20 protein-coding genes are annotated in these 24,570 nt (G+C 34.9%); 11 read left to right on the top strand and 9 right to left on the bottom strand.

The genetic code is table 11. The features are described 5' to 3' along the window. Window positions 1-26: 26 nt before the first annotated feature. From JN09_RS00190 to JN09_RS00160, 7 genes are all read right to left on the bottom strand, one after another. Complete coding sequence (locus tag JN09_RS00190; protein WP_204431778.1) at window positions 27-434, bottom strand: Hsp20/alpha crystallin family protein; 408 nt, start codon at window positions 432-434, stop codon at window positions 27-29. A gap of 126 nt (window positions 435-560) precedes the next feature. After that, entirely contained in the window at window positions 561-1,256 is a 696-nt protein-coding gene (locus JN09_RS00185; RefSeq protein ID WP_204431777.1) for an ABC transporter ATP-binding protein, read from the bottom strand. Next, window positions 1,249-2,415: an ABC transporter permease gene (locus JN09_RS00180; RefSeq protein WP_204431776.1), complete on the bottom strand. Its 1,167-nt coding sequence runs from the start codon at window positions 2,413-2,415 to the stop codon at window positions 1,249-1,251. Before JN09_RS00180 ends, JN09_RS00185 begins: the two co-directional genes overlap by 8 nt. After that, on the bottom strand, window positions 2,412-3,053 hold the full coding sequence (locus JN09_RS00175; RefSeq protein ID WP_204431775.1) for a cobalamin B12-binding domain-containing protein: 642 nt from the start codon (window positions 3,051-3,053) through the stop codon (window positions 2,412-2,414). The genes JN09_RS00180 and JN09_RS00175 overlap by 4 nt, the downstream gene beginning before the upstream one ends. A 186-nt stretch (window positions 3,054-3,239) precedes the next feature. Further along, complete coding sequence (locus JN09_RS00170) at window positions 3,240-3,899, bottom strand: hypothetical protein (RefSeq protein WP_204431774.1); 660 nt, start codon at window positions 3,897-3,899, stop codon at window positions 3,240-3,242. A 69-nt stretch (window positions 3,900-3,968) separates the two neighbouring features. Then, a complete protein-coding gene (locus JN09_RS00165) occupies window positions 3,969-4,700 on the bottom strand; it encodes a sugar nucleotide-binding protein (protein ID WP_204431773.1) in 732 nt (243 codons plus the stop codon). Window positions 4,701-4,780: 80 nt separating this feature from the next. Then, window positions 4,781-5,827 carry a mechanosensitive ion channel family protein gene (locus tag JN09_RS00160; RefSeq protein ID WP_204431772.1) on the bottom strand — a complete coding sequence of 349 codons (1,047 nt, stop codon included), beginning with the start codon at window positions 5,825-5,827 and terminating at the stop codon, window positions 4,781-4,783. A 273-nt stretch (window positions 5,828-6,100) separates the two neighbouring features. Here JN09_RS00160 and JN09_RS00155 point away from each other — a divergent pair, with 273 nt between their 5' ends. The 4 genes from JN09_RS00155 (at window position 6,101) to JN09_RS00140 (ending at window position 16,268) form a co-directional block, all read left to right on the top strand. After that, window positions 6,101-7,618, top strand: coding sequence for a sensor domain-containing diguanylate cyclase (locus JN09_RS00155; RefSeq protein ID WP_204431771.1), 1,518 nt, complete (start codon window positions 6,101-6,103; stop codon window positions 7,616-7,618). 223 nt (window positions 7,619-7,841) lie between these two features. Continuing rightward, entirely contained in the window at window positions 7,842-14,540 is a 6,699-nt protein-coding gene (locus JN09_RS00150) for an InlB B-repeat-containing protein (RefSeq protein WP_204431770.1), read from the top strand. A 107-nt stretch (window positions 14,541-14,647) separates the two neighbouring features. Beyond that, entirely contained in the window at window positions 14,648-15,160 is a 513-nt protein-coding gene (locus JN09_RS00145) for a glutathione peroxidase (protein ID WP_235985141.1), read from the top strand. Between the two features lie 421 nt (window positions 15,161-15,581). Beyond that, window positions 15,582-16,268, top strand: coding sequence for a winged helix family transcriptional regulator (locus JN09_RS00140; RefSeq protein ID WP_204431768.1), 687 nt, complete (start codon window positions 15,582-15,584; stop codon window positions 16,266-16,268). A gap of 36 nt (window positions 16,269-16,304) precedes the next feature. Here JN09_RS00140 and JN09_RS00135 read toward each other — a convergent pair whose 3' ends face one another. Then, the gene (locus JN09_RS00135) at window positions 16,305-17,642 is read right to left on the bottom strand and encodes an aldehyde dehydrogenase family protein (RefSeq protein ID WP_204431767.1); all 1,338 of its coding nucleotides are present in this window, start codon (window positions 17,640-17,642) and stop codon (window positions 16,305-16,307) included. 93 nt (window positions 17,643-17,735) lie between these two features. Here JN09_RS00135 and JN09_RS00130 point away from each other — a divergent pair, with 93 nt between their 5' ends. The 3 genes from JN09_RS00130 to JN09_RS00120 all read left to right on the top strand — a co-directional run bounded on the left by JN09_RS00130 (window position 17,736) and on the right by JN09_RS00120 (window position 20,405). Beyond that, the gene (locus tag JN09_RS00130; protein ID WP_204431766.1) at window positions 17,736-18,083 is read left to right on the top strand and encodes a hypothetical protein; all 348 of its coding nucleotides are present in this window, start codon (window positions 17,736-17,738) and stop codon (window positions 18,081-18,083) included. A 137-nt stretch (window positions 18,084-18,220) separates the two neighbouring features. Next, entirely contained in the window at window positions 18,221-19,423 is a 1,203-nt protein-coding gene (locus tag JN09_RS00125; protein ID WP_204431765.1) for a BaiN/RdsA family NAD(P)/FAD-dependent oxidoreductase, read from the top strand. Between the two features lies 1 nt (window position 19,424). Beyond that, on the top strand, window positions 19,425-20,405 hold the full coding sequence (locus JN09_RS00120; RefSeq protein WP_204431764.1) for an aldo/keto reductase: 981 nt from the start codon (window positions 19,425-19,427) through the stop codon (window positions 20,403-20,405). Window positions 20,406-20,430: 25 nt separating this feature from the next. Here the strand turns inward: JN09_RS00120 and JN09_RS00115 are convergent, their stop codons facing one another. Beyond that, window positions 20,431-21,216 carry a pseudouridine synthase gene (locus JN09_RS00115; protein WP_235985139.1) on the bottom strand — a complete coding sequence of 262 codons (786 nt, stop codon included), beginning with the start codon at window positions 21,214-21,216 and terminating at the stop codon, window positions 20,431-20,433. Window positions 21,217-21,345: 129 nt separating this feature from the next. Here JN09_RS00115 and JN09_RS00110 point away from each other — a divergent pair, with 129 nt between their 5' ends. The 4 genes from JN09_RS00110 (at window position 21,346) to JN09_RS00095 (ending at window position 24,535) form a co-directional block, all read left to right on the top strand. After that, window positions 21,346-22,194 carry an RluA family pseudouridine synthase gene (locus JN09_RS00110; protein ID WP_204431763.1) on the top strand — a complete coding sequence of 283 codons (849 nt, stop codon included), beginning with the start codon at window positions 21,346-21,348 and terminating at the stop codon, window positions 22,192-22,194. A gap of 51 nt (window positions 22,195-22,245) precedes the next feature. After that, window positions 22,246-22,638, top strand: a complete 393-nt coding sequence (locus tag JN09_RS00105) for an iron-sulfur cluster assembly accessory protein (protein WP_204431762.1) — start codon at window positions 22,246-22,248, stop codon at window positions 22,636-22,638. A 225-nt stretch (window positions 22,639-22,863) separates the two neighbouring features. After that, window positions 22,864-24,120, top strand: a complete 1,257-nt coding sequence (locus JN09_RS00100) for an HlyC/CorC family transporter (RefSeq protein WP_204431761.1) — start codon at window positions 22,864-22,866, stop codon at window positions 24,118-24,120. A 67-nt stretch (window positions 24,121-24,187) separates the two neighbouring features. Beyond that, window positions 24,188-24,535 carry a cupin domain-containing protein gene (locus JN09_RS00095; RefSeq protein ID WP_204431760.1) on the top strand — a complete coding sequence of 116 codons (348 nt, stop codon included), beginning with the start codon at window positions 24,188-24,190 and terminating at the stop codon, window positions 24,533-24,535. Window positions 24,536-24,570: the final 35 nt, after the last annotated feature.

Genomic DNA, 24,570 nt, shown 5'->3' with positions numbered 1-24,570 from the left:
AAAGAGTAGCCTCGGCTACTCTTTTTCTATTTAAGTTCTAGATATTTCTTGGTTTCAATGCGTTTGATTTCTTTTGGAATGGTAAGTTTCAATACACCTTGATTGAAACTGCCTTCGATAGTATCCATTGAAACATCTCCAATATAGAAACTACGTTTCATCATTCCATAATGACGTTCACGTTTGATGTATTTACCTGACTTTTCTTCCTCAGGTTCAAATTTACGTTCAGCTTCAACGACTAGATAGCCGTTATCAACGCTAACTTTGACATCCTTCTTGTCAAAACCTGGCAATTCTACGTGTACTTCATAGGCTTTTTCGGATTCTTTGATATCAGTCTTCATTGTTTCAGCTTTCACGAAAGGTGTGAAGTTGAAATCATCAAAAAGGCTATCAAAGAAATCTCTGTCTCTTTTAAATAAACTCATCATAAAACTCAACTCCTTTTTTATTATTTTGTGTACTCTTCCAAGTACAGCTATAGTATAACACACTATTTTGGCACTGTCAAGTATAGAGTGCCAAAAAAGATATAAAAAAAGAGACCGAAGCCTCTTTTATGCAAGTTGATTCATGACATCTAGGTTAATTCTGCCGTCTTTGATTTCAATAATACGATCTGCTTTTTCAGCAATCTTTCGGTCATGTGTAATGATGATGAATGTCGTTTTATATTGTCTATTGATGTCTCTTAGTAAGCCGTATACTTGTTCAGTAGAATCAGAGTCAAGGTTACCAGTTGGTTCATCGGCTAAGATGATTTTTGGGTTATTGATTAGACTTCTCGCAATCGCAACCCTTTGTTGCTGACCACCTGACATATTTACAGCTAAGTTATTCTTTACTTTTGAAAGACCAACAAAGTCTAATAGTTCGTTGGCTCTATCCAATATCTCTTTAGTAATTGGTTTTTTGGAGATTTTATGTGGCATCAATACGTTTTCCAGCGCTGTAAACTCTGGTAATAAGTAGTGAAACTGGAAGATGAATCCTATATTTTGATTTCTTACTTCAGAAATCTGATTTTTCTTTAAATTCTTAGTGTTGATATTGTTGATGAAGATGTCACCATCGGTTGGATAGTCTAGTGTACCTAAAATGTTCATTAAAGTTGACTTGCCAGATCCGCTTTGACCAATGATGGCATTAAATGAGCCTTCTTCGAAAGCCAAATCAATCCCGAATAATACTTGCGTTTTGATCTTTTCACCATATACTTTGGTGATACCTTTTAATTCCATAACATTAGGCATTTCTAATCACCTCGATTACTGATAATTTAGAAGATTTTCTTGCAGGAATCAGTGCTGCTAATGTCGAGACACCTACAGCAATGAGTGCAGACAGTCCAATGAATCCATAGTCAATGAATAATGGGATGACTGGTTCCCCAGTTGAAGCATCAATCGCAAATGTTTGGAAGCTTACCAATAATCCAAACCCAAGAGCAATACCAGTGATGGCTCCGAAGATGCCTAGAATTAACCCTTCAAATAAGAAGATGAAAGAAGCATCTAGGTTCTTAATACCCATCGCTTTTAAAATACCAATTTGTTTGGATTTTTGTAATACGATAATGGCAAGAATAGAAGCAATCCCTAATACTACTGAGATTAATACAAATACTTGAATCATTAATGAAGAAATGCTTTGGCCTTGTAGACCAGATAGTAGTGAGGCATTGTTAGATACCCAGTCTGCACCTTCATAGGTAGTACCGATTTTGGTAATCACGTTATCTCTAATCTCAACTGCATCAAAATAATACGCTCCTTTGATTTGTGCTTCGATTTGCATAGCTACTCTAGAGCCATCCTTTAAGTCTTGAGCAGTGGTTAAATTTGATACTGCCCAACCTTCGTTAATGGCTTTGACTTGAAAATCGAAGAAGCCAACCACTTTAAGGTTTCGATTCCCATATACAGGGACGTTCATTACATAAGTTTCATCCAGAACAAGCCCTAATTCAGTTTCAAAGAAACTTCCTAAAATGACTTCGTTATTATTAATTGGCATTCTACCTTTAGTTAACTTGGACTCAAAATCATAAATCTCATCGCCACTTTCAAGTTCAAATCCTCTGACTAAAACAGGAAGATTTGTATTGTTTTTTGAAAAGAATGTCCCAGCTACGTTAAGGTTCGGGGTTGCGACACTAAGCCTAGAATCACTATCTAAAATGTCATTCATTAAGTCGTCATAATTTATGATGTCTGAATCATCCACTTTAGTAAATGTGATTTGAGACGTGTTACCAATCGTCGTATTTACTAAGTCTTTTTGAAGCCCTGAAATTAATGCCCCAATAAAGACTTGAACAGAAATCCCAACCCCAATACCAAGAATGATAAATAAAGTTTGAAGCTTACCGGATTTCAAAAATCTAACGGCAATATTAAATGCTAGTTTCATTTAGACTTACCTCCAAACTTCAGGATATCTTCCTTAGAGTTAAGGTGGTAATCGTATTTGATTGTGTTTAAAGCACCAGAGTTTAGGAAAGCTTGTCCACCGACGATGATTCCAACTTCAGGATACTTTTCTTTAATCTCATCGGTTATTTTCTTTGTTATCACTAAGTTATAGTAGTTGGTCACTGATAGGGCTAAATAATCAGGTCTTAATGCCTTGACTGCTGTTAAAATTTCGTCTTTTGGAGTGTTTGCCCCAATAAACATCGCATCATATCCGGATAGTGTGAAATAATTCGTAATGATTAGTGCACCTACCTCATGGTATTCTTCACTTGGGCATACGACAACAATCTTTTCATTTCTAGGTTTTACATCTTTTTTTAATTCAATTAAGTACGGGTAAGTTGATTCTAGAATCGTGCGGATGATGGAAGTTCTTGTGTGTTCTTTCCAAATGCAGTAGTCTTCATCATCACTCTTACAAGTAAATTTCGTTAATGATGGTCTAATAAAACGATCGTATACATCGAAAAGCGTGACCTTTTTGTCTTGTAAAAGGCCAAGTATGAAAAGCAATGCTTCATCTTTTTGTTCATGTTCCAAATAATGTAAAAAATCTTGATACATTTTCTCCATAATCTCACCTCTTAGTTATCTTTATATTATCATAAAAATGGAGTCTATAGTATGTTATCAATTTTCTAAATTACTTTTCCAGTGTTTTGCTTTAGTGAAATAAAGTGTGTGGATTATGTGATGATTCTCAAATAAATAGATTCATGTTATATGCATAAAAAAAGCACTCACTTGGAGTGCTCTTAATTAGTTTACGTAAGGTCTGTCATCTTTTTGTTCATCCAAGATGACTTCTTTTCTCTTTTCAATCTCTTTAGTCGTTTCTTTTGACTTGCCTTTACCTTCACCACTATTCATCTCTAGTTGGAATTTTCTATAATGGGTATATCCTTTATAACCATCATAGCTTAGATAAAGTGTACCTATAAGGGCAACGATTAATAAGAAGATTGCAACAGTTTCATATGAGAAATCTTGATTGGTTGCGATATAAGTCCCGATAGTGATTGAACCAATATGAACCCAAAACTTAGGAATCTCGGTTTTTTCTCCAAGGAACGTAACACTGTTAAAGAATACGAGTGCTCTTGCATAGAAGAAGAATGCTAAACCATAACGGTAGATTTGTGCCCAAACATTGCCGCCATCGAATTTGCCTGATAATGCAATATATATCATCACGCTACCAATAAGGGTATCTGCGATTATTTCTATTAAGTTAACGGTTCTTAAGACTTCTTTATTCAGTGATTTCATTAGAGGAATCACACGTAATAAAGAGAAAATCACGATAATTACACCAGTGATCGTGTAGACAACTTCATCTGCAAACTGTAAGTAGATACCTACTCCTAGTAGAATTGCTGCTAAAATAAATTTTAATACCCATCCATATCCGTATTTCATATAAGCCCTCCATATGTAAAAATTATATCGTAAATAGACCAGTTATTCAATTGATATTCAAGATTAACCTTAAGGAATGATTGATAATTTCTTAATAGGTACCCTAATGTCAAACATTCTATTGTCATAAGAGAAATCCGTTGTTTCTTTGATCTTAAATAAGGGATGAAGTCGCTTTAAATAAGTTGCGATTTCAAAGAGGTTATAGTTGTGATTTGAGTTAACTAAATAGGTATCCGGTATATGATTTAAAACAACTTCATAAATCGCTAAAGCAGTATCTTCAATAAATGAACAGCTAGGATAAAACTTGGATGAAGCTTTTATAATCCCATCTCGATCCATTTGTTTTTGAAAGAAATCAATCATGTTATTAGACCCGGATTCGTGTCCGATTTGCCAACCAATTCGAAGAATGAATGCATCTGGATTGATTGCCTTTATCGCTTCTTCAGAAGCCTTCTTATAGATCCCATAGTCTTCCACAGGACAAGGGGTATCTGTAGCAACAAACGGTCCTTTTTGATCGTTGCTGTAAACTGATACGCTAGAGATATATACAAATGTAATTTCGAGCTCTTTGGTGATGCTAGATAGTATTTCTGACCAAGATATAGGACCTAATGCCAAGTGAAGGATTATTTTTGGATTGTGCTCTTTAATAAACGCCTTTATTTCTGTCTCATTATCAATAGAAGTAATAGAGCGGTCATAGGCAACAACATCATAACCTTTTTGTCGATATACTTCTGCAACTACTGGTGCTACGGTACCATTCATTCCGGTGATTATAACTTTCATAAGAACACCTCCCTACGATAGTATTATACCAAAATCACAAAAAAGAAAAAAACTGTCGGCTAAAGGACAGTTTATCTGGGTTAATCTTTGTTTCTGACAACCACTTGTTGGAATGGAATTTCAATATTGTTTTGATCAAGAACTTCTTTGATAAACAATCTCATTGCACGTTCAACTGGGTAATGTGTTTCATTTTCTGTTTTTGCAATAACTCGTAAGTCGATTCCGCTTGTATTAAGGTTTGTAACCCCTAATACTTGTGGGTCTTCGATAATTTGAGGAAAGCGGGACATAAATGTTTTAAGCTCTTTGGTCAATAAATCAATGACTTTTTGGGCATCTTCCTCATATGCAATCGTGAAGTAAACTTCAGCGACTGAAGGGTTTTTGGAGAAATTTATAAGTTCATTGATTTGCCCGTTGGCAAGGATTTTAATTTCACCTTTCCAGTTTTTAATTCTAGTAGTTTTTAAACCGATGTCGGTTACTTCACCTTTGAAGCCGCCTACCTCGATCTTGTCTCCTACATCAAAATGGTGTTCAAATATGATGAAGAATCCAGCAATTAAGTCATTGATGAATTTTTGTGCACCAAGCCCGATGACCAATCCTAATATCCCAAGACCTGCTAAGGCTGGAAGAACATTGACGCCCCAAATCGATAGGATGATTAGAATTGCTAAGATACCCACAAAGTATCTAACAATGCTTAAAGACACTTTCGCAATGGTTCTCTTTCTTTTTTGAAGCGGACCTTGTTTTTTGCCAACGCTTTTAAACCCAAGTTTTGCAATTTTAATGATGAACATTGATAACGCGATAACAATAACAGATCCAATAATCATCCCAAGGCTCTTTTCGATAAACTCGAGAATGATGACTGATGTATCTTCAAAGTAATGGCTGAAGTCATATCCCCAAATAAAGAGGATAAACCCAATTCCTGCAAGTAATACGATTGCGGATACGATAAACATTAGAAGAAGGACTACTTTGTGCCATTTGTTTTCATATCTCTTCATAAGTTTGTTCTCAAGAATGAAGAGACTTACAACGAAGACAATAACAGCGATTGTTAATGCTGCATTCCAAATATTGTTCGTGAATAATGATAGTATATTTGACATATTTATACGGATTTAACGACCAATCTAATTACGTTAAATCTACTCCTTTCATGAGTGTATTATAACACAAGCACTGGATTTTTTTGATAGAAAATATCCTCTAAATCAGATTTTATAAGAATAGTAACTACATAGAGTTATAATGCTTGATAATTAATACGTTTGGATTTGATATACACGGCAAAATTTGATATGTTTTAGGCAAATAATAATCAATAGATTATGTAGAAACGGTAAAGATTTGATATGATAATAGTGAAAGAGGGTGTTCTTATGCAATTAGATGTTAGAACGCTTTATCTCGGTGGTAGTGTTGTCGCTTTTATTTTTGCGATTGCACTCATTGAAGTGTGGTACATCAATAAATATCGTTATAAGGGATTATTCGAATGGATTTTGAGTTTGTTTATTCAGGCTATTGGGGTTAATTTGACGATATATCGAACGGACTCAAATGAGTTTTTAACCATATTCATTTCTAACATGCTTATTTTTTCGAGTTATGTCTTGTTAATTAGAGGGTTTTGTAGGTTTATGATTATCCCTAATCGAAAAGCTCAGCATGGGATTATTGTCTTTATAATGATATTGACATTTCTATATTTCCTATACGTATACCCTTCCTTACAAATGAGGTTTGTGATTATTTCATTAGTTAGCATCTATTTCTTCGGATACTTGAGTTACATGATTTTATACAAGATGCCTGCATACTACGTCAAAACGACAAGGTTTTTAATGGCAGTCTCATTGTCTTTTATTGCAGTGAACATTGTGAGACTCATTTATTTAGTTTCGTTTGGAATCGTATTCAAAGACCTATTTGATAACCAGTTAAATGGTACGGTGAGTGGGATTGCTATTATCGTTTATATGACACTATTGCCTATTTCACTTTTGGTTCTCATTCACAATCGTGCTCAAGCAGAAATTTTAGTTGAAGAGGTCAAGTTTGAAAGTGCATTTTATGAGTCACCAACCGTAATGATCATCTCTAAATATGATGATGGGTTAATTCTAGATGTTAATAAATCATTTGAACTAATTACGGGATTTACAAAAGAAGAAGCTGTTGGAAGAACCAGTGTAGAGTTAGGTATATGGGAGTCTGAAAGTTACAGAGCGGAAACTTATAGAAAACTTTTCAGTCGTGAAAAAGTAGCACCACTGGAAGTCAAACTAAACACTAAGTCAGGCAAAGTAATTGATGTCATCTTCTCATCCAGTGAAATGGCTTTATTAGGAGAAAAAACAATTATTTCTCTAGTGAGTGATGTAACAGAGCTTTACAAAGCAAAAGAAGAACTCACTTATTTTGCTACACATGACTCATTAACAGGATTGTTGAATAGACATCAGCTTAATAATCACTTTAATGAACTTGTTATGGAGTTCTTAAAAACCAAGAAGGGATTTACCCTAGTGTTTATGGATTTAGATAGATTCAAACCAGTTAATGATACCTATGGTCATGACTTTGGAGATCTAGTATTAATTGAGGTTGCGAGAATTCTTAAAACCGTGTTCAATAATCACTTTGTTGCAAGATTAGGTGGGGACGAGTTTATCGTTCTTTTAAGAAGTGACAGTACAGAAAAAGACGTCATTGAGAAAATAAATCGAACACGAAAAGCCATTGAAGGATTTAAAGAACTCGACGGGAATACCATCAATATGGGGGCAAGTTTAGGTTATTCTAAATACCCACAAGAAGGTAAGTTACTTGAAGAACTAATTCATGAAGCAGATAAAAAAATGTATGAAGAAAAAACTAAAAAACATCATAAGTAATGACCGATTGTCTATAGACAGCCGGTTTTTTTCTTAGTAAAGTAGAAAAAATGGTAGTTTTTTGAATAAAACAGACTAAAAATAGCCTAAAACAGTGAAATACATTTAATATATTGGAAATTCTGTTGTATATACAGTTTATATGAGATATATTGAAGTTAAGAAGAGAACTAGATGGAGCTAGTTTCTGTCCGAAAGCATTTAAAAAGGGGGAGACTTTTATATGCGAAAGAGATTTTTAGTAATTGTCGTTCTATTACTAGGTTTTTTGTCTGCTTGTACAGGAGATAAAACCATTAAAGTCACGTTCGTTTCTAATGGAGGCAACGATATTGCCGAACAAACCATTAAAACAACCGACTCAAACATCACATTGCCTGAACCAACTAGAACAGGGTTTGAATTTGGTGGTTGGTTTACAGATGAATTATTGAGCAAACCTTTCTCAATCGCAGACTTGTTAAGTAATACTGGTGGCCTTACTTTATATGCTAAATGGTTACCGCTTGCATCAAGTCATACAATCACCTTTAATACAAATGGAGGTAGTGAGATTGCTACACTTACATATGAGGCCGATGAAAACATAGTGGCGCCAACCGCTCCGACTAAGACAGGGCATACATTCCAAGGATGGTATATAGATGCTTTGTTAGAAACTGCGTATACATTCTCTAAAATGCCAAACAACGATTTGGTTCTATACGCTAAATGGACAGTAAATGACTACACAATAACATATAACGTTAATGGTGGTACAGCGATAGATGTCACTACTCATGCATACGCTTCAGTGATTACAGAACCAACTGACCCAACCAAAGCTGGTTATGATTTTGGTGGCTGGTATGCAGATGAACTTCTAACTACAGCATATGTATTTACATCCATGCCTGCAAACAATGTAAATCTATATGCCAAATGGACTCCTAAGAATTTCAGTTTATCATTTGTAACGAATGGTGGAACGGAAATTACATCAGTCTCATATGCTTATGGTAGCACCATTACAGCGCCAACAGCTCCTACGAAAGACGGTTTCGACTTTGTAGGTTGGTATAGTGATGAATTACTTACAACGGCTTATGTTTTCCAAACAATGCCTGCTAATAACGTCACACTATATGCCAAATGGACACCTAAGACTTATACAATTACATATAATACAAATGGTGGCTCAGAAGTTGCTATGGCATCCTATACATTTGGACAAGCAACGGCAGCACCAGCTAATCCAACTAAAGATGGATTCACATTTGTAAATTGGTATTCCGATCAAACGTTAGAAACCGCATTTAGCTTTACTACAATGCCTTCTAGAAATGTTGTTATATATGCGAAATGGGAACCAATCAAATACGATTTTATCTTCGAAACCAATGGTGGTAACGCGATTGCAACACTTAAGTTAACTTATAATCAAGTCATTCCAACGCTTACTACCCCAACTAAAGATGGTTACAAGTTTGAAGGTTGGTTTTTTGATAGCACACTTGAAACGGCATTCGCATTAACAAATATGCCAATGGATACTGTTAGGGTGTATGCTAAATGGTCCCCAAACACTTATTCAATCACAATTGATTTAGAAACGGATGTTGTTATTGATGTCGTATTTGGAGCATCGATTACATTACCAGAACCGGTAATTCCTGCAGGATATACATTTGAAGGGTATTTTGAAGGGGATGTGGCATTTATACTTACAAGCATGCCTGCTCGAAATATCATTATTGTTCCTAAGTTTGAAGCGATATCCTATAAGATTACGTTTGTTGGGGTTACATTAGATCCAATTAACGTTCAGTATGGTGAATTAATCGAACTTACAGCCCCAACCCAAGAAGGGTATACATTTAAAGGTTGGTACTATGATAATCAATATGAAGTTGCCGTAGGTAACGATCCAATGCCTGCTAGGGATATCACAGTTTATGCTAAATTTGAAATTAATTCGTATACACTTACACTTAGTGTAGATGGTGTTACATCCGAACAAACTGTAGAATACCTAGAAACTTATCAACCTAGCATTCCAACTAAAGAAGGATTCAAGTTTGAAGGTTGGTATTTAGAACCTACATTTGATACGAAGGTAAACTCATATGTTATGCCAAGTGCAGATTTAATTATCTACGCTCATTTCGTCATCGATGATGGTTATGTTAACTTCGATGTAATGTTGTTAATGCCACGCTTAACTTCAGTGAAGGTTAAAGGAATCGTCACATATGTATTTCCTGATAAATCAGGTTACTACTTATCAGATGGTGACATAGCTATTGTCGTCTCTAGCGTGAATGGGTTAGTAGAAGTTGGAGACACATTAGAAGTATCAGGAACATTTGACTTCATATTTGATATACCAACAATCGTTGATGTTACAGATGAACAAGAGGTTTCTGAAACGATTCTAATTCCAGAAGCAACGCCAATTGAATTAATAGACTTCCGTGAGTTTAATTCATATGAGGTGTTAATCTATACAATTAAGTATTCTACATTAGCATTCATCTATTCAGATGGTTATGATTACTTCTTAACAGATATGATGGATGATATCGCACTTGTCGTCTCACCAATATCCTATCCAAATAAAGATATGGAACCATACCTTGGAAAATACGTCCAAATAGAATTCTATATTGAAAGTATTGATCATGAGTACGAGGAATATGTTGTTCGTATCGATATAGATTCATATGAAGAAATCGTTTTGACTGATGAAGAGAAAATTAACTTAGTTCTCCAATCAGGTGATATGCTCAATGAAATGAACTTCTATGCTGGTATGATAATTGAGCTTCCGACATATGACCCATACTTTAATGTTGAACTATCCTTTGAAACCATAGGTGACAATAAGGATTACTTCAACGTTGAAACAGGCGAGTTCCTAGAAACTGATGTTGATAGAGTCATCGAACTCCGTTGTACAGTGACGCTTAATGAAACGACAGTTCAAAAGACTTTCTATATTAATTTAAAAACAGAATTGGTAGTTACACCATCAACACTTTCTAATGTTCCAGATGAAACGTTCGTTACCTTAAGAGGCTTTGTCTACTTTTATGAAGAGGAAGCTAGTCTTGGAATCATCATGGATGAGTATGGCGTAGTGCCTATTATGATTATGAAAGATCTTACTTTTGGCGATATCATTGAAATCAGCGGGTATAAATTTACACAAGATGGTATTGTGGTTCTGTTTGCATCAGATGATTCAATGCCTAAAGTTATTTCTTCTGATAACCCAATGCCTCAAATCAGTGAAATCATCACCATCCAAGAATTCCTAGAAATCGAACTGATGAGTGAGTGGTTTAAATATGTAAATATCACTGGTGTTGTTGGTTCAATGGGCTCAGATGGTTGGTATGGTATTTGTAATGTAGATGGTTGCGTACCGCTAATCAATCCAACGGCAGAAGCTAACTTAATGTTGTCTCTGTTTGTCGGAAATGAAATCACAATCAGTGGATTGATATTCCCATTTCATTTAGGACTATCATTACTATTTACAGGCAATCAAGCTGAGATATCAGTTACTCTTAAAGATGAAAATGTCATTGACATGATTTCTAATCATCTTCAAACGGTATACCATTTTAATCAATATGAAAAAGGTGATATCGTCGAGTTAATTACTTCTTATCCATTGATTCCTGGGGCAGAGATTGTATATCAAGCTGTTGATCCAACACTCATTGATATAACAACAGGACAGATTAGCGATGAGATTGGATTTACGACAGAAATCGAATTATTCGTTACTATTAATTACAAGATCTATTCAGAAACAATATCTATAGCTCTTAATATTTTTGTTAAGCTTGAACCAACCACGATTTATAGTATTCTTCAAGATGAACAGATATATTTAAGACAGTTCACTGGTGTTGTCGTTGACTACAACGATAAGGGAATGGTGTTAATAGCGGATGAAACAGGAACCGTGTTAGTGTACTCCAATAGTTATCTTAGCATTGGTGATATCGTCACTGTCGAAGGGTATTTAGAAGCCCTACACACGCCTAGAGTAATCAACCAAAATTATGATCCAGTGGTCTCGTATGATGGATATGGAAATGTACCAGATGAAATCACTATGTCAATTGAGACATTTTTAAATGCCGATTTAAGTCAATATGGTACAGGATATCTCAATCTAAATATCAGAGGTACATTATTATATGATGAGTTAATATCCGATTATTATCTAAGTGATGGAACAAATCGTTTATCTGTTAACATCAATCATGCAGACTATGTAGACATGATCGATGACTATGTTTCTTATGAAGTAATCCTTCATGGACATGGTGTCGTTAATCCTGAAGGCAATATGTTTATGATTATGAACGGTTTTAGAGATATTGAAATTCCTAAGTCCATTGAATCTCAAATGGATGAAGTTGCTGATGAGGCTTCTCAATACTTGCCAACGTTCTTTATGCCAGGGAACTTATTTGAACCTGTCGTAGCAACATTCGATGGATTAACTTATGAAATTGAAGCAATTGGTGAGAATGCACTATATTATGATGCCGTTACTCACGTCATCCATCTGGATACGCCAAATGAAACCCTTATTGAGTTTAAACTTGTTTTAACTTATGAAGACATCATTCAAGAGTATCCATTTGAAGTCTTTATTGTTAATAAGGCCATTTCAACCATTGAAGAAATTCTATTAGGTGAAGAAGGAGATTCGTTCTTCACTGAGGTTATTGTGGTTGGAAACTCGTATCAATCCCATTACACAATTATTGCCGATGAAACCGGATTTATGATGTTAGAAGGTTTCTTAGGGTTCGGTCAAGGTACTAAGTTGTCTTTATATGGCAGTCTAGTACTTGTTGGAGAAACACCAATATTAAGTGTTCCTTATTATGGAGTAGAATTAAGTTATGGTCATGACAATCCACTTACAGCAACCCCAATATCGATTAATGATTTTAATGCATTCACGACAACAGATCCATTTGATTATCGATATGTAGAGGTTTCAGGTGTGATTAGATTCGATGAAATGAACTACTCCTATGTCATTGAGTCACCAGATGGTTTAAACCATGTTAGAGTAGACCAATTTGGAGCTCACGTTTTATCGTGGTATCAAAACATTAAAGTTAAGGTTAGAGGCTTCATGGTCTATGACGAGCTTGATGGAAACATCTTATTGTTTAGTGGTGATACCTACTCAGTTCTACTTGGCTATGCTGATGAAGCTGAAATGGTCGATGAGATTGTCGCGCAAGGCACTTACTATTACAGTCAAACATTTAGACCTTACCAACAAATCGATTTCCCAGATAGTTACCCTATTTTCGATGCTACATTAGAGTTTACATTATTATCTGGTGCTGACCTACTAGATATCGATAACAATGTCGTTGAACTTGAACAGCCAGGAACAATTGAACTTTCAGTAGTAATTACGATTAATGATTACAGTAGAACAAAGACCTTTACAATTCATGTTGAACCATATAACTTAACCCGTATCGCTGATTTGATTCATTATGGACAACAGGACTATGTTTATGTCGAAGGGTTAGTAGTCGAAGCTAGTAATTACTATGAATACATCATTATGGATGATTCTGGTTATGTGCTTCTAAACACCTATTACAAACTAGAAATTGGCGATTTTATTGAAGTAATTGCTTCTGTAGATAATTATAACTCAAGGATCACACTCAGAAGTGACTTTGAAAAACCTTTAATTAATATCGTATCTAGTGACAATCAAATCATTAATAATCCAGTTTCAACCACAATTGAAGAACTACAACCTTTACTAAAGGAAGATGTCATCCCTATGACATACGTCACGCTTACAGGAACTGTGACCTTTAATTATGCGAATTACATGATTACAGATGGCACTTACAGTATCATGTTGATCTCAGATGAATACTTGTTCCCGTATAATGGACAAAATGTCACAATCAAGGGTTACATATCAGGTGTAGAGAACTACATTGAACCAGTAATAATCTTAATAGTTCCAAGTGGCGAAGATAACATCGTTGTTGGAGAGTTAACTGCTGAACAAAAATTGACGATCATTCAAGAATATGCAATCAATCAATTCAATCAAGTCTTCTTAGGAACACAATCCTATGAATTAGAGTCTACTCATCCAGAATATGGCGGAGAATTCTCAGTAGATTTCTCAGAAGTATCAGACATATTCACTTATGATGGTTATAATCTATTCATTTCGGATGTTCTCGTTCAAACAACTTATGAATTGGATATGACTATCTCCTTTGAAAATCTAAGCGTGGTTGTTCCTATTATGATTACAGTTAATCCAATGAATATCATATCCATTGGTGAAATCATCGAAATGCTTGAGCTCCAATCTGAAGTTGAAGGTGTAGCAATATCTGGTGTAATCATTGGCATAGACTATAACTTTGATGGTATCGTTTATGTTTACGATGGTACAGGTATTGTTCAGTATTTTGAATTCGAAGTCGATGCAAGCACGATGATTGGCCATGAAGTTACATTATTTGGTAGTGTAGGAAACATGTACGGAGATGTTTATGGTATCTATAATACCGAATATTTGAAAGTTGGTAATTATGTAGGCATCAATGAAACAGCTACCGTAATTGATCTTGATGCTTTGATAGTTGATGGCGAATACATGAGTGAATATACACATGCGTATGTAGAAACCACTGGTACAATCGTTAATGATCAGGGGATTATTTATCTAAGTATTAATTCTGGAGCGGATACAATTGAAATCATTTCGAATCAATCGCCTAAATTCCAGGAATTACAAGTCACCGGTACCGAAGTCACAGTCCAAGGATTCATTTTAGGACAAGTGGGTTCTAGCTTTGATGGATATCCACACGTGTGCTTAATCGTGTATGAAGAAGCATTACCAACTTTATAGCAAGAAGCTCACTTCGGTGAGCTTTTTTCTTATATATTAACAAAGCATTTATATAAAAATTGTGAATGAAACATTATATAATATATAGATAATAAATGGAGGTACATATGAGTATATACCAAATCAAAGTTCAAAAAGCGAATCATGAAACAACGGATTTATCGGCGTATAAAGGCAAAGTTATGCTGATCTTCAACTCAGCAACAAAGTGTGGCTATACAAATCAGTATGAAGCAATTGAAGCTTTATATGAAACGTATAAGTCACAAGGCCTTGAAGTCTTAGACTTTCCTTCTAATCAGTTTATGAATCAAGCACCAGGATCTGACGAAGAAGTATCTAACTTCTGCAAGCTCAAATTTAATACCAAGTTTGAAACGTATGCGAAAATAGATGTAAATGGTAAGAATCAATCTGACCTGTTTAGACACTTAAAAAAGGCCAAACCAGTTGACTATGGTAAGAAAGGCGCCTTTAAGTTTTTGTATAAAGGCAGAATTAAATGGAATTTTACAAAGTTCTTAGTTAATCAAAAGGGTGAGGTAGTGTACAGATTCTCTCCGTCATTTAGACCTGAAGAAATCGAACCGTTCATAAAAGAACTCATTCAGTCAAATTAAAGACATATAAAAAATCTCATTCAGAAAAAGCACGCTATTACTGATATGAACCAAAAAAAATAGGCACTTTTTATTTTGTGTCTACTATTATGGGTTCACTCTAATTACAGTGGCTTTTTCTTTATTTTACATTAAAAGAATAATTATTAACTTATTAGATTATCTGTTAGGTATGCGATAATATGTCTTTCATAAAATTTGTATTCATAAAAAAAAGAAACGCTCAATTCATTTAAGCCTTTATTAAGACAAATAAAGCAGTTTAATACAAACGCTTACATATTTATGCAAAAAATGCAAAATTGTAAAAAAAGAAGTGAATTCGAAGTTCTTTATTTGATATACTAGAATTGGTAGGATGTGAAAATCTATCTGATACTTTTTCATATTATTAAGCTTAAAAATGAAAGAAGGAAAGAGAATGGGAAATGTGCTGATCATTTCTGAGAGGGCGAAAAGACTCTCAGAGTTAGTTTCTGAGATAGAAATAACCGGATTTCAGGTACTCGTAAAACGGTATTCTGTGTTTGATTCAAAGATGCCTAGCGGTTTTAATTATGATTTCGTTATTTACGATTTGTCATCCGATTTTTCAGAGGACTTATACCGTCTTCGAGTTTTAGTGAGTAATGCGCTGGTTCCTGTGTATGCTTGTGGTAAAAGCTTATCAGATGCTGAAGAGTGTGAAATATACAAAGCTGGGGTTTGTGGGGTCATTAGAACCGCGACCAACCCTAAAGTGACCGCTTTAAGGATTAATGCAATCACTGAGTTGTTAATCAAAACCAGCAGAGTCAGTAATCGAATTGTAATTGGTCCTGTTGAAATCGACTTAAACAATAGGTTAATTATCAAAGAGGGAGAAAAGATTAAACTTACCAATGCAGAATCAAAAATCTTACGTATATTGATTAAGAATGCAAATACAGTTGTCGATAAAGATTCTGTTATTCAACACGCATGGAATGACGATGAGTCTGCAACCGATAATGCGCTTGGTATACATATAACGCGTCTTAGACAAAAAGTTGAGTACGACCCAAATTCACCCGTGATTGACACAATCTGGGGGATAGGATATCGATTCAACAAGCCCATACTAGATTAAAACGAGCCCCTGAGCTCGTTTTTTTTGTAAACGTATCTATTTAAGAAAAAACTTGATTAGACGTTTCTTGAAAGAAGAATAAGGCGGATACTGGATACCTAAATCCCATTTACCCTTCTTGATATAGCCTTTTTTCTTTGAAAAGAGTTCAAAGGAGTAATACCCATGATAATGTCCGATGCCACTAAACCCTATGCCACCAAACGGTAAATACGGATTGGCTACATGCATCAATGTGTCATTAATCGCGCCACCACCAAACGATAGGGTTTTAAGAATTTTTTTTTGCAGAGCTTTATCTTTTGTGAATAAGTATAAAGCCAAAGGCTTCTCTTTGCTTATTAATACCTCAATGACTTCATCGATATGATCAAACGTTAAGATAGGTAAGATAGGTCCAAATATCTCTTCTTGCATCACGTCATCTTGCCAAGTTACATTTTGGATAATAGTTGGAGCTATTTTTGATTCAAAATGAGGTTGGAAAGTCACTTTTTCTTTATCAATTAGGCTACTCACTCTTTTAACATGTCTTGGAATTACATTTGTGAAATCTGCTTCATTTGGATACATTTTTCTTATGGCCATTTTTAAAGCTTCAACGAATGGTTGTTCAATATGCTTATCCACATAGATATAATCCGGTGCGATACAAGTTTGACCTGCATTTGTGAATTTGCCGAATGCGATTCTTGTAGCGGCCTCTTGGATATCTGAGTCTTTGCAGACGATAGTTGGACTCTTACCCCCTAATTCAAGCGTAACAGGGACTAGGTTTTTAGCGGCTTCTTGGTAGATTAGTTTCCCAACATGCGTTGAACCAGTAAAGAAGATGTGATCAAACTTCATACTAACAAGTTGTTGATTGACTCGGTAATCGCCCTTCACTAGGGTAACATATGACTTTTCAAAAGCCTCCCCAAGGATTATTTCAAGGATGTTTTCTGTATGAGGTGCGAACTCGCTAACTTTAACAATCGCGGTATTACCTGCTGATATTGCGCCGATGAGTGGTTCTATAACTAATTGAAAAGGATAATTATAGGGTCCGATTATGAGTACAGATCCAAGGGGTTCATGAAGAATGTAGGATTTAGTATTCAGCATGTATAGAGGGGTTTTTACCTTTTTGACACGCATCCATTTTTTGAGTCTTTTCATCATAAAGTTAATCGAATGTAGGACATACCCTACCTCAGTAGAGTAGGCCTCCATCTCATTTTTTCCTAAATCTTTATATAGAGCCTCTAGAATTTCTGTCTCGTGTTTCTGAATCGATCTTTTTAATCGTTTTAGCGCCTCGATACGGAATTCATAGGATTTAGTTGTTTGGGTTTTAAAATAGGTTTGTTGTAAAGATAGAAGTGTTTGCATAAATACCTCCTTGGATAATTATATTATATACGAAATAAATATTATTTTATTAATAGAAGCTTTTAGATTATACTATAGATAGGTGGTGACTAGATGAATAAGAAAAAAGGGGCTCCGATAGCCTATATGGCTTTATTCTTTATAATGTTTTTCATAGTTTTTGGATTGGGGGATTTTGGGATGATGACTCAAACTGGTGCAGATGCATTTATCTTTGTATTTGCTGGATTCTTTGTGTTTTTTGTAATTATTTCTATTGTGGGATCACAAAGTATTAAACGGATGAAAAATCAGGCTAGGAAGAATGAAAGGGATGAAGATCCATTTGTTAGTTCTGTTAAAACATCGCTTCTTTGTGCTTATTGCGGTGAGAGAATAGCCCAAGAAGATAAATTTTGTAAAAATTGTGGAGAACCAAATATTTTTACCAATAAAAAATAATTGTGGGGCGTATACTCTATGTATACCTCCCATGTATACAACAGAAATCCCTTTTTCAGGAAAAGAAAACCATCCTTTGATGGTTTTCTTTGTTTATAGTTATATGAGAAGATATAATAGAGATGAGGGGTGAGAATTTGATTAAAGATGTCATCATCGTTGGTGGTGGACCAGCTGGTCTTATGGCTGCAAACCAGTTAAAAGGAACCGATTTCCTTCTATTAGAAAAAAATGAACAAGTAGGTAAGAAATTAATGCTTACAGGTGGTAAGCGTTGTAATATAACCAATGTATTATCAAAAGAAGCTTTTATGGCCTCATTAAACAGTAAGAAAAGTAAGTTTTTATATAAGGCATTAACCCAATTTGGTCGGGAAGATATTATAGGTTTTTTCAGGGATAGGGCACTAAATCTTAAACTTGAACAAGACTTCAAGTTCTTTCCTGAAACTGAAAAAAGTAGAGATGTCTTAAATAGTTTATTAAGAGATATAGAACCAGGTAGAATTCTTTATAATCAAGCAGTTAGAGAGATTCAAAAAGAAGACTATTATGTCATTAAAACAAAGACAGACACTTATTATGCAAAAAATGTCATCTTATGTGTAGGATCGAACGCTTACCCTTCAACGGGTTCGAGTGGTGACATCCTTAAATTGTTAGAACCTTTTAATGTTGGATTCAAGCAGTTTTCTCCAGCAGAGGCACCTATCTATTTGAAGAATAATGAAGTCTATAAAGACCTTCAAGGCATTTCATTATCAACTGAACTGAAGATGAGTACACGTAAACAGACGTTTAAAGGCGATGTCATCTTTACCCATTTTGGGTTGTCTGGGCCACTGATTTTACACATATCTGAGCTGATTTATGAAGATTTAGCTAAAGGGCCAGTCAGTTTAAGTTTTAGTTTGACTACTTTAGACTTTGATAAAGTTCTTAATGAAACAGTGGCTAAGAACTCATCAGTACTAGCTTTATTGGAATCCTTAGTCCAAAAACGATTAGCTAAGTATGTCCTAGATGCACTTCAAATCGAAAATGTCAGTTTGAAGGAACTATCAAGTAAGAAACTAAATGCAATTAAAGATAGGATTCTTAAGTTTACAGTAGAGGTATCCCATGTTGAGGTAAAAGAGAAATCTTTTGTTAATGCAGGCGGTATTCTTCTAGAAGAAATAGACCCAAATACCATGGCATTAAAAAACCATGATGGATTATATATTGCAGGTGAATCCATGGATTTAGCTGGTCCAATTGGAGGATTTAACATTACCATCGCACTATCTACAGGTCATTTAGCCGGACAGTCTGTTAAACAAAAACTAAAGGGAGCTTAATATGAAGAAAAGAAGATTGGGTAAAACAAATGTATTCGTGTCAGAAATTGCCTTAGGAACTTGGCAACTAGGGAATGCGTGGGGCAAACCATTTAATATTGATCTTGCAAACGAGACTCTATGTGCATCCATTGATACTGGAATTAACTGTATTGATACAGCAGATGTCTATTCAGGAGGGGTTGCTGAAAAAACCATCGGGAGTTTCTTCATCAACAAAGAAAAACCTTACATTATTACAAAAATAGGGCGACGATCTAATCCTCATGATGCTAAATCTTATACCAAAGATACACTATTAGGGTATGTTAACGACTCTAGAGCGAATTTAAGACAAGACCAATTGGATTTGGTTTTACTTCACTGTCCACCTTCAAGTGTCTATGAGGATAAAGCAGTATTTGATGCTTTAGAATCCTTTAAACAAGAAGGGTTAATTCGTAATTATGGGGTTTCTATTGAAACGCTAGAAGAAGGGTTTAAAGCACTCGAATATGAAGGGGTTGCTGCTATTGAAGTCATCTTTAATATGTTTCGTCTTAAGCCTCTCGAACGTTTCTTTGAGGAAGCTAAGAAGAAAGATGTTGGAATTATCGTTAGAGTTCCTCTAGCAAGTGGTCTTTTAACAGGTAAATTTGATAACCAAAAGAAATTTGAGGAGAAAGACCACCGTTTTTATAACCGTGAGGGTAAATCCTTTGATAAGGGTGAGACATTCTCCGGTGTGGATTATGAGTTAGGGTTAAGGGCTGTAGAAGAACTAAAGAAAGTCTTCAATACAAATGACTTAACGTTATTTGCCCTTAAGTATATTCTCATGTTTGATGAAGTCTCTGTCGTAATTCCTGGGGCATCCAAACCTGAGCAAGTATACAAAAATGTTAGAGCAAGCGATTTGAAGCCTTTATCTATTGAAGAAATGGATGAGGTTAAACGCATCTACGATAAGTATATCAAACCATCAGTTCATCATTTATGGTAAAAAAAGAACGGTCGACTGACCGTTTTTATTTTACTTCGACTAATTGTTTTTTTAAGTCTAACAGTTCTGCTTGAGTTAGATGTCTGTAGTATCCTTCTTGGATACCATCTAAAGTGAAGTTCATGACTCTAATACGTGTTAGAGATTCCACTTGGTATCCAAGCGCTTGAGTCATTCGTCTAATCTGACGATTCATCCCTTCTTTTAAAATTATTGAGAAGGAATTGTCTGAAAGTTTCTTGATTTCACAAGGCAAGGTTTGTTGGTAAGTATTGCGTTTTTGATTATAGATAACGACACCGTTTCTCATATAGTTTAAAAATGATTCAGTGAGCGGTTTATCGGTTGTTACAACATATTCTTTCTCATGTCCAAATTCATTTCTAAGGATTTTATTCACGATATCACCATCATTGGTAAGTAGGATTAATCCTGTGGAATCTTTATCTAGTCTTCCTACTGGGAAGATTTTTTCTTCTACATTCATGTAATCTACGATGTTACCGTCTAAAGGTTCTGTGGTACAAACAATTCCCTTTGGTTTATTTAGAATATAATACACCTTCGTGGTAACTGGGGTAATTTCTTTATTATCCAGTGTAACAACTTGATGTTCGAGCACACGGTCACCCAGTTTTGCTACCACTTGATCAATTTTGACTCTGCCATCTTTAATGAGCGTCTCTGCGCCTCTTCTTGAAGCAATTTCAGCATCTGCTAAGTATTTATTAATACTAATGCCTTTCGTTTTTTCATGAGTTATTGTTACATCCTGGCCATTATGGATTTCAGATATTCTTTTTGCGTACATTTTATCACCAGTTAGATTATACCAAAACTAGGGCATAAGTATTATTAAAATGCGCATTCTTTAGGAATATTGGTATAATGGTTTATAGGATTATTTTCTACCAGACTGAGATTCAAAGGAACTTTTCATATGAGTATTTTATCGTTTATGATACCGGAAGGCTATCAAGGGACAATTCAATCGTTTCTAATCCATACCAAAATCAAAAGTTCATACGTAAATGAACTTATTTTTGGTAAGAAAATAATGATAAACCAAGAAATCATCAGAAAAGATGTACCCATTAAGTCCAATGATTTTGTCCAAATCGATTTTAGTTTTATGAAAGAACCTACTATTCATCTTATTGATAAAACCATTGATATCATTTATGAAGATGCGTTTTTCTGCGCAGTATACAAACCTATTGGTCTTTTGGTTTATGATGATTCAAATAAAAAAGACAATCTAACCAGTCGTGTAAATGCTCATTATCAAAAGCATGATCATCCTTTTAGTGTTTTGCCAGCACATAGGATTGATGTCGATACATCAGGGATTGTTTTATTTGGCAAAAACCCATTAAGTATTAGTTTCTTATCCAATCTATTTGAGTCGAAAGACATTGAGAAAACCTATTTAGCTATCGTAGAAGGGCTTGTTGTTAAAGATGGATTTATTAAGAAAAGAATTGCTCTAGATAGACACTCCAACAAAATGCGTATCTCAGAAACAGGCAAAGATGCTTATACCTCTTACAAAGTTTTGAAAAAAATGGAGAATGAGACCTATTTAAAGATTATGATTGCCGGTGGTAGAAAACATCAAATAAGGGTACACCTTTCAAGTATCGGACACCCTATAAAAGGCGATATTTTATATGGTTCTAAAGATGAAAGACTTTATTTACACTTCTATCAAACTAAGTTTAGAGACCTTTACGGGAATGTTGTAACGATACAAACTGACATTCCATTTTATGAGAATGTTTTACTTTGAGTTTAGGAAAAATAAGAGTATAATGTTACTGATTATAAGGAGATAATATAAATGAAAATAACAGATGAAGCAAAAGTACTATTAGAGAATGCGTTAAAACAAGAAAACTTTAACTGCGTAATCGCTGGTTTAGAATATGGCTGCTGCAGTGGAGAAGCCCAAATTGTTTTCGGATTAGGTAATATCGAAGACGGCGACACCGTTTATGATATTAACGGCATAAAATGCGTTATGGAAGAAGAAACTTACTTACACGCAGAAGGCGTTACAATCTATGTTGAGAATGATGAATTAATGTTTATGGATGAAAATGCATCTATGCACCACCATCATGACCATGATCATGAATGTGGTTGTGGCGGACACCATCATGAAGAACACGATTGTGACTGTGAACACGATCACGAAGACCATGAATGTCAATGTGGTCATCATCACGAGTAATTAATTAACACCGACTTGTTCGGTTTTTTTTTCGATCATAACTATCTTTTGTATAGGATGTTTCCATGTCTATAGTTGTTGTGTCGCTTATTGTAGATTACTTATTAAAAAAAATATGGTATTTTGTATATTCGTTATAAAAATAAAATAACCTGTGATATAATAATATCTACATATGACCTATGGGTCAAAACTATAAACATAAGGGGATCTAAACAATACAATATGGACAGTGACAGTATATACTTAATAATTATCTTATTTTCGATAGTTCTTTCTGGGGTTTTCTCAGCTACTGAGACCGCTTTTTCATCGCTCAATAGAATTAGAATGAAAAATCTTGCAGAAAAAGGAAATAAGAAAGCGAAACTCGTAATCAAACTATCGGAACGTTACGATGTGTTACTTTCTACGATTTTAATTGGAAATAACATTGTAAATATTTTAGCAGCCTCAATGGGAACATTGTTTTTCGCTGGGTTTCTTGGTCAAGAAGTTGGTGCAACCGTTTCGACAGTTGTTCTAACAATCGTAATCTTGATTTTCGCTGAAGTTTCACCTAAGACCATTGCCAAGGAGTCACCTGAAAAATTTGCTTTATGGATTGCACCGTTTATCAATGTTTTGTTAAAGGTATTTACGCCATTTAATTACTTTTTCACCCATTGGAAAAAACTCTTATCCAAGATTTTTAAATCAAGTGATGATAGAAGCATCACTGAAGAAGAATTATTAACGATTGTGGATGAAGCTGAAGAAGCTGGCGGAATCAATAAAGATGAAGGCACATTAATCCGTAGTGCAATCGAGTTTACTGAACTTGAAGCAGCCGATATTTTAACTCCTCGTACAGATGTGACGTTTATTCCATCTGATTTAGATAAAGAGAAGATAGCGAAAGTTTTTGCAGAAACAGGGTATTCGAGATTACCAGTTTATGAAGGTACAATCGACCATATCACTGGGATTATTCACCATAAAGACTTCCATAACTATATCTATAGTACAGACGCGTTAGTAAGTGAATACATCAAACCTGCTCTATACATCACAAAATCCATGAAGATTGATGTATTACTTCGTGAACTACAACGTAAGAAGATACACATCGCTGTTGTCCTTGACGAGTTTGGTGGTACCGTAGGGATCGTAACCATGGAAGACATATTAGAAGAGTTAGTTGGAGAGATTTGGGATGAACATGATGAGGTCATTCATGAAATCGAAAGAATCGGTGAACATGAGTTCTTAGTATCTGGTCATGCTAATGTAGAGAAATTCTTCGAACTCATTAACTATAAGCACGAAGTCGATGTATTTACAGTTTCTGGGTGGATTGTTGAAACACTTGGACATCTACCAAGAAAAGGGGAATCCTTCACCACTGACAACTTTGAAATAGAAATCAAAGAAATAGATGGGAAACGTATCCAAAAAGTTCTCATTAAGGACATTCGAACTCAAGAGATAACAGAAGACTAGTCACCCGACTAGTTTTTCTTTCTTAAAGTGAGAATATCACGTAAAATAAGTATATGGAGGTATTAGTATGGTAAATCATGAAAAAAATAGCGAAGTGATTGTTATGAATAGTCCCTTGGTCAAAAACGCAACGATGAAGGCACTTGTCGGTCCTAATGAAGGTTGGGATTCACATGTCCTTAGAGTCTTGACTTTGGATGTCAATGGTTATAGCCCATTACACAAACACCCTTGGCCACACATCAATTATGTCTTAGAGGGTGAAGGCGAAATCGAGATAGATGGCGTCATTACTAAGGTTTTTGAAGGTTCTTATGCCTTTATTGAAGGCAATAAACTTCATCAATTTAGAAACACAGGAAATACCCCATTTAAATTCATTTGCATCGTTCCTAAAGAAGGACACATTATTTAATACTATAAGGAGAGTCTATCGTTATAGACAACTTA

The organism is Paracholeplasma morum, from assembly GCF_016907055.1.
Lineage (GTDB): Bacteria > Bacillota_I > Bacilli_A > Acholeplasmatales > UBA5453 > Paracholeplasma > Paracholeplasma morum.
Note: the sequence above shows the minus strand (reverse complement) of the source record. Positions and strands in the feature narration are given on the sequence as shown.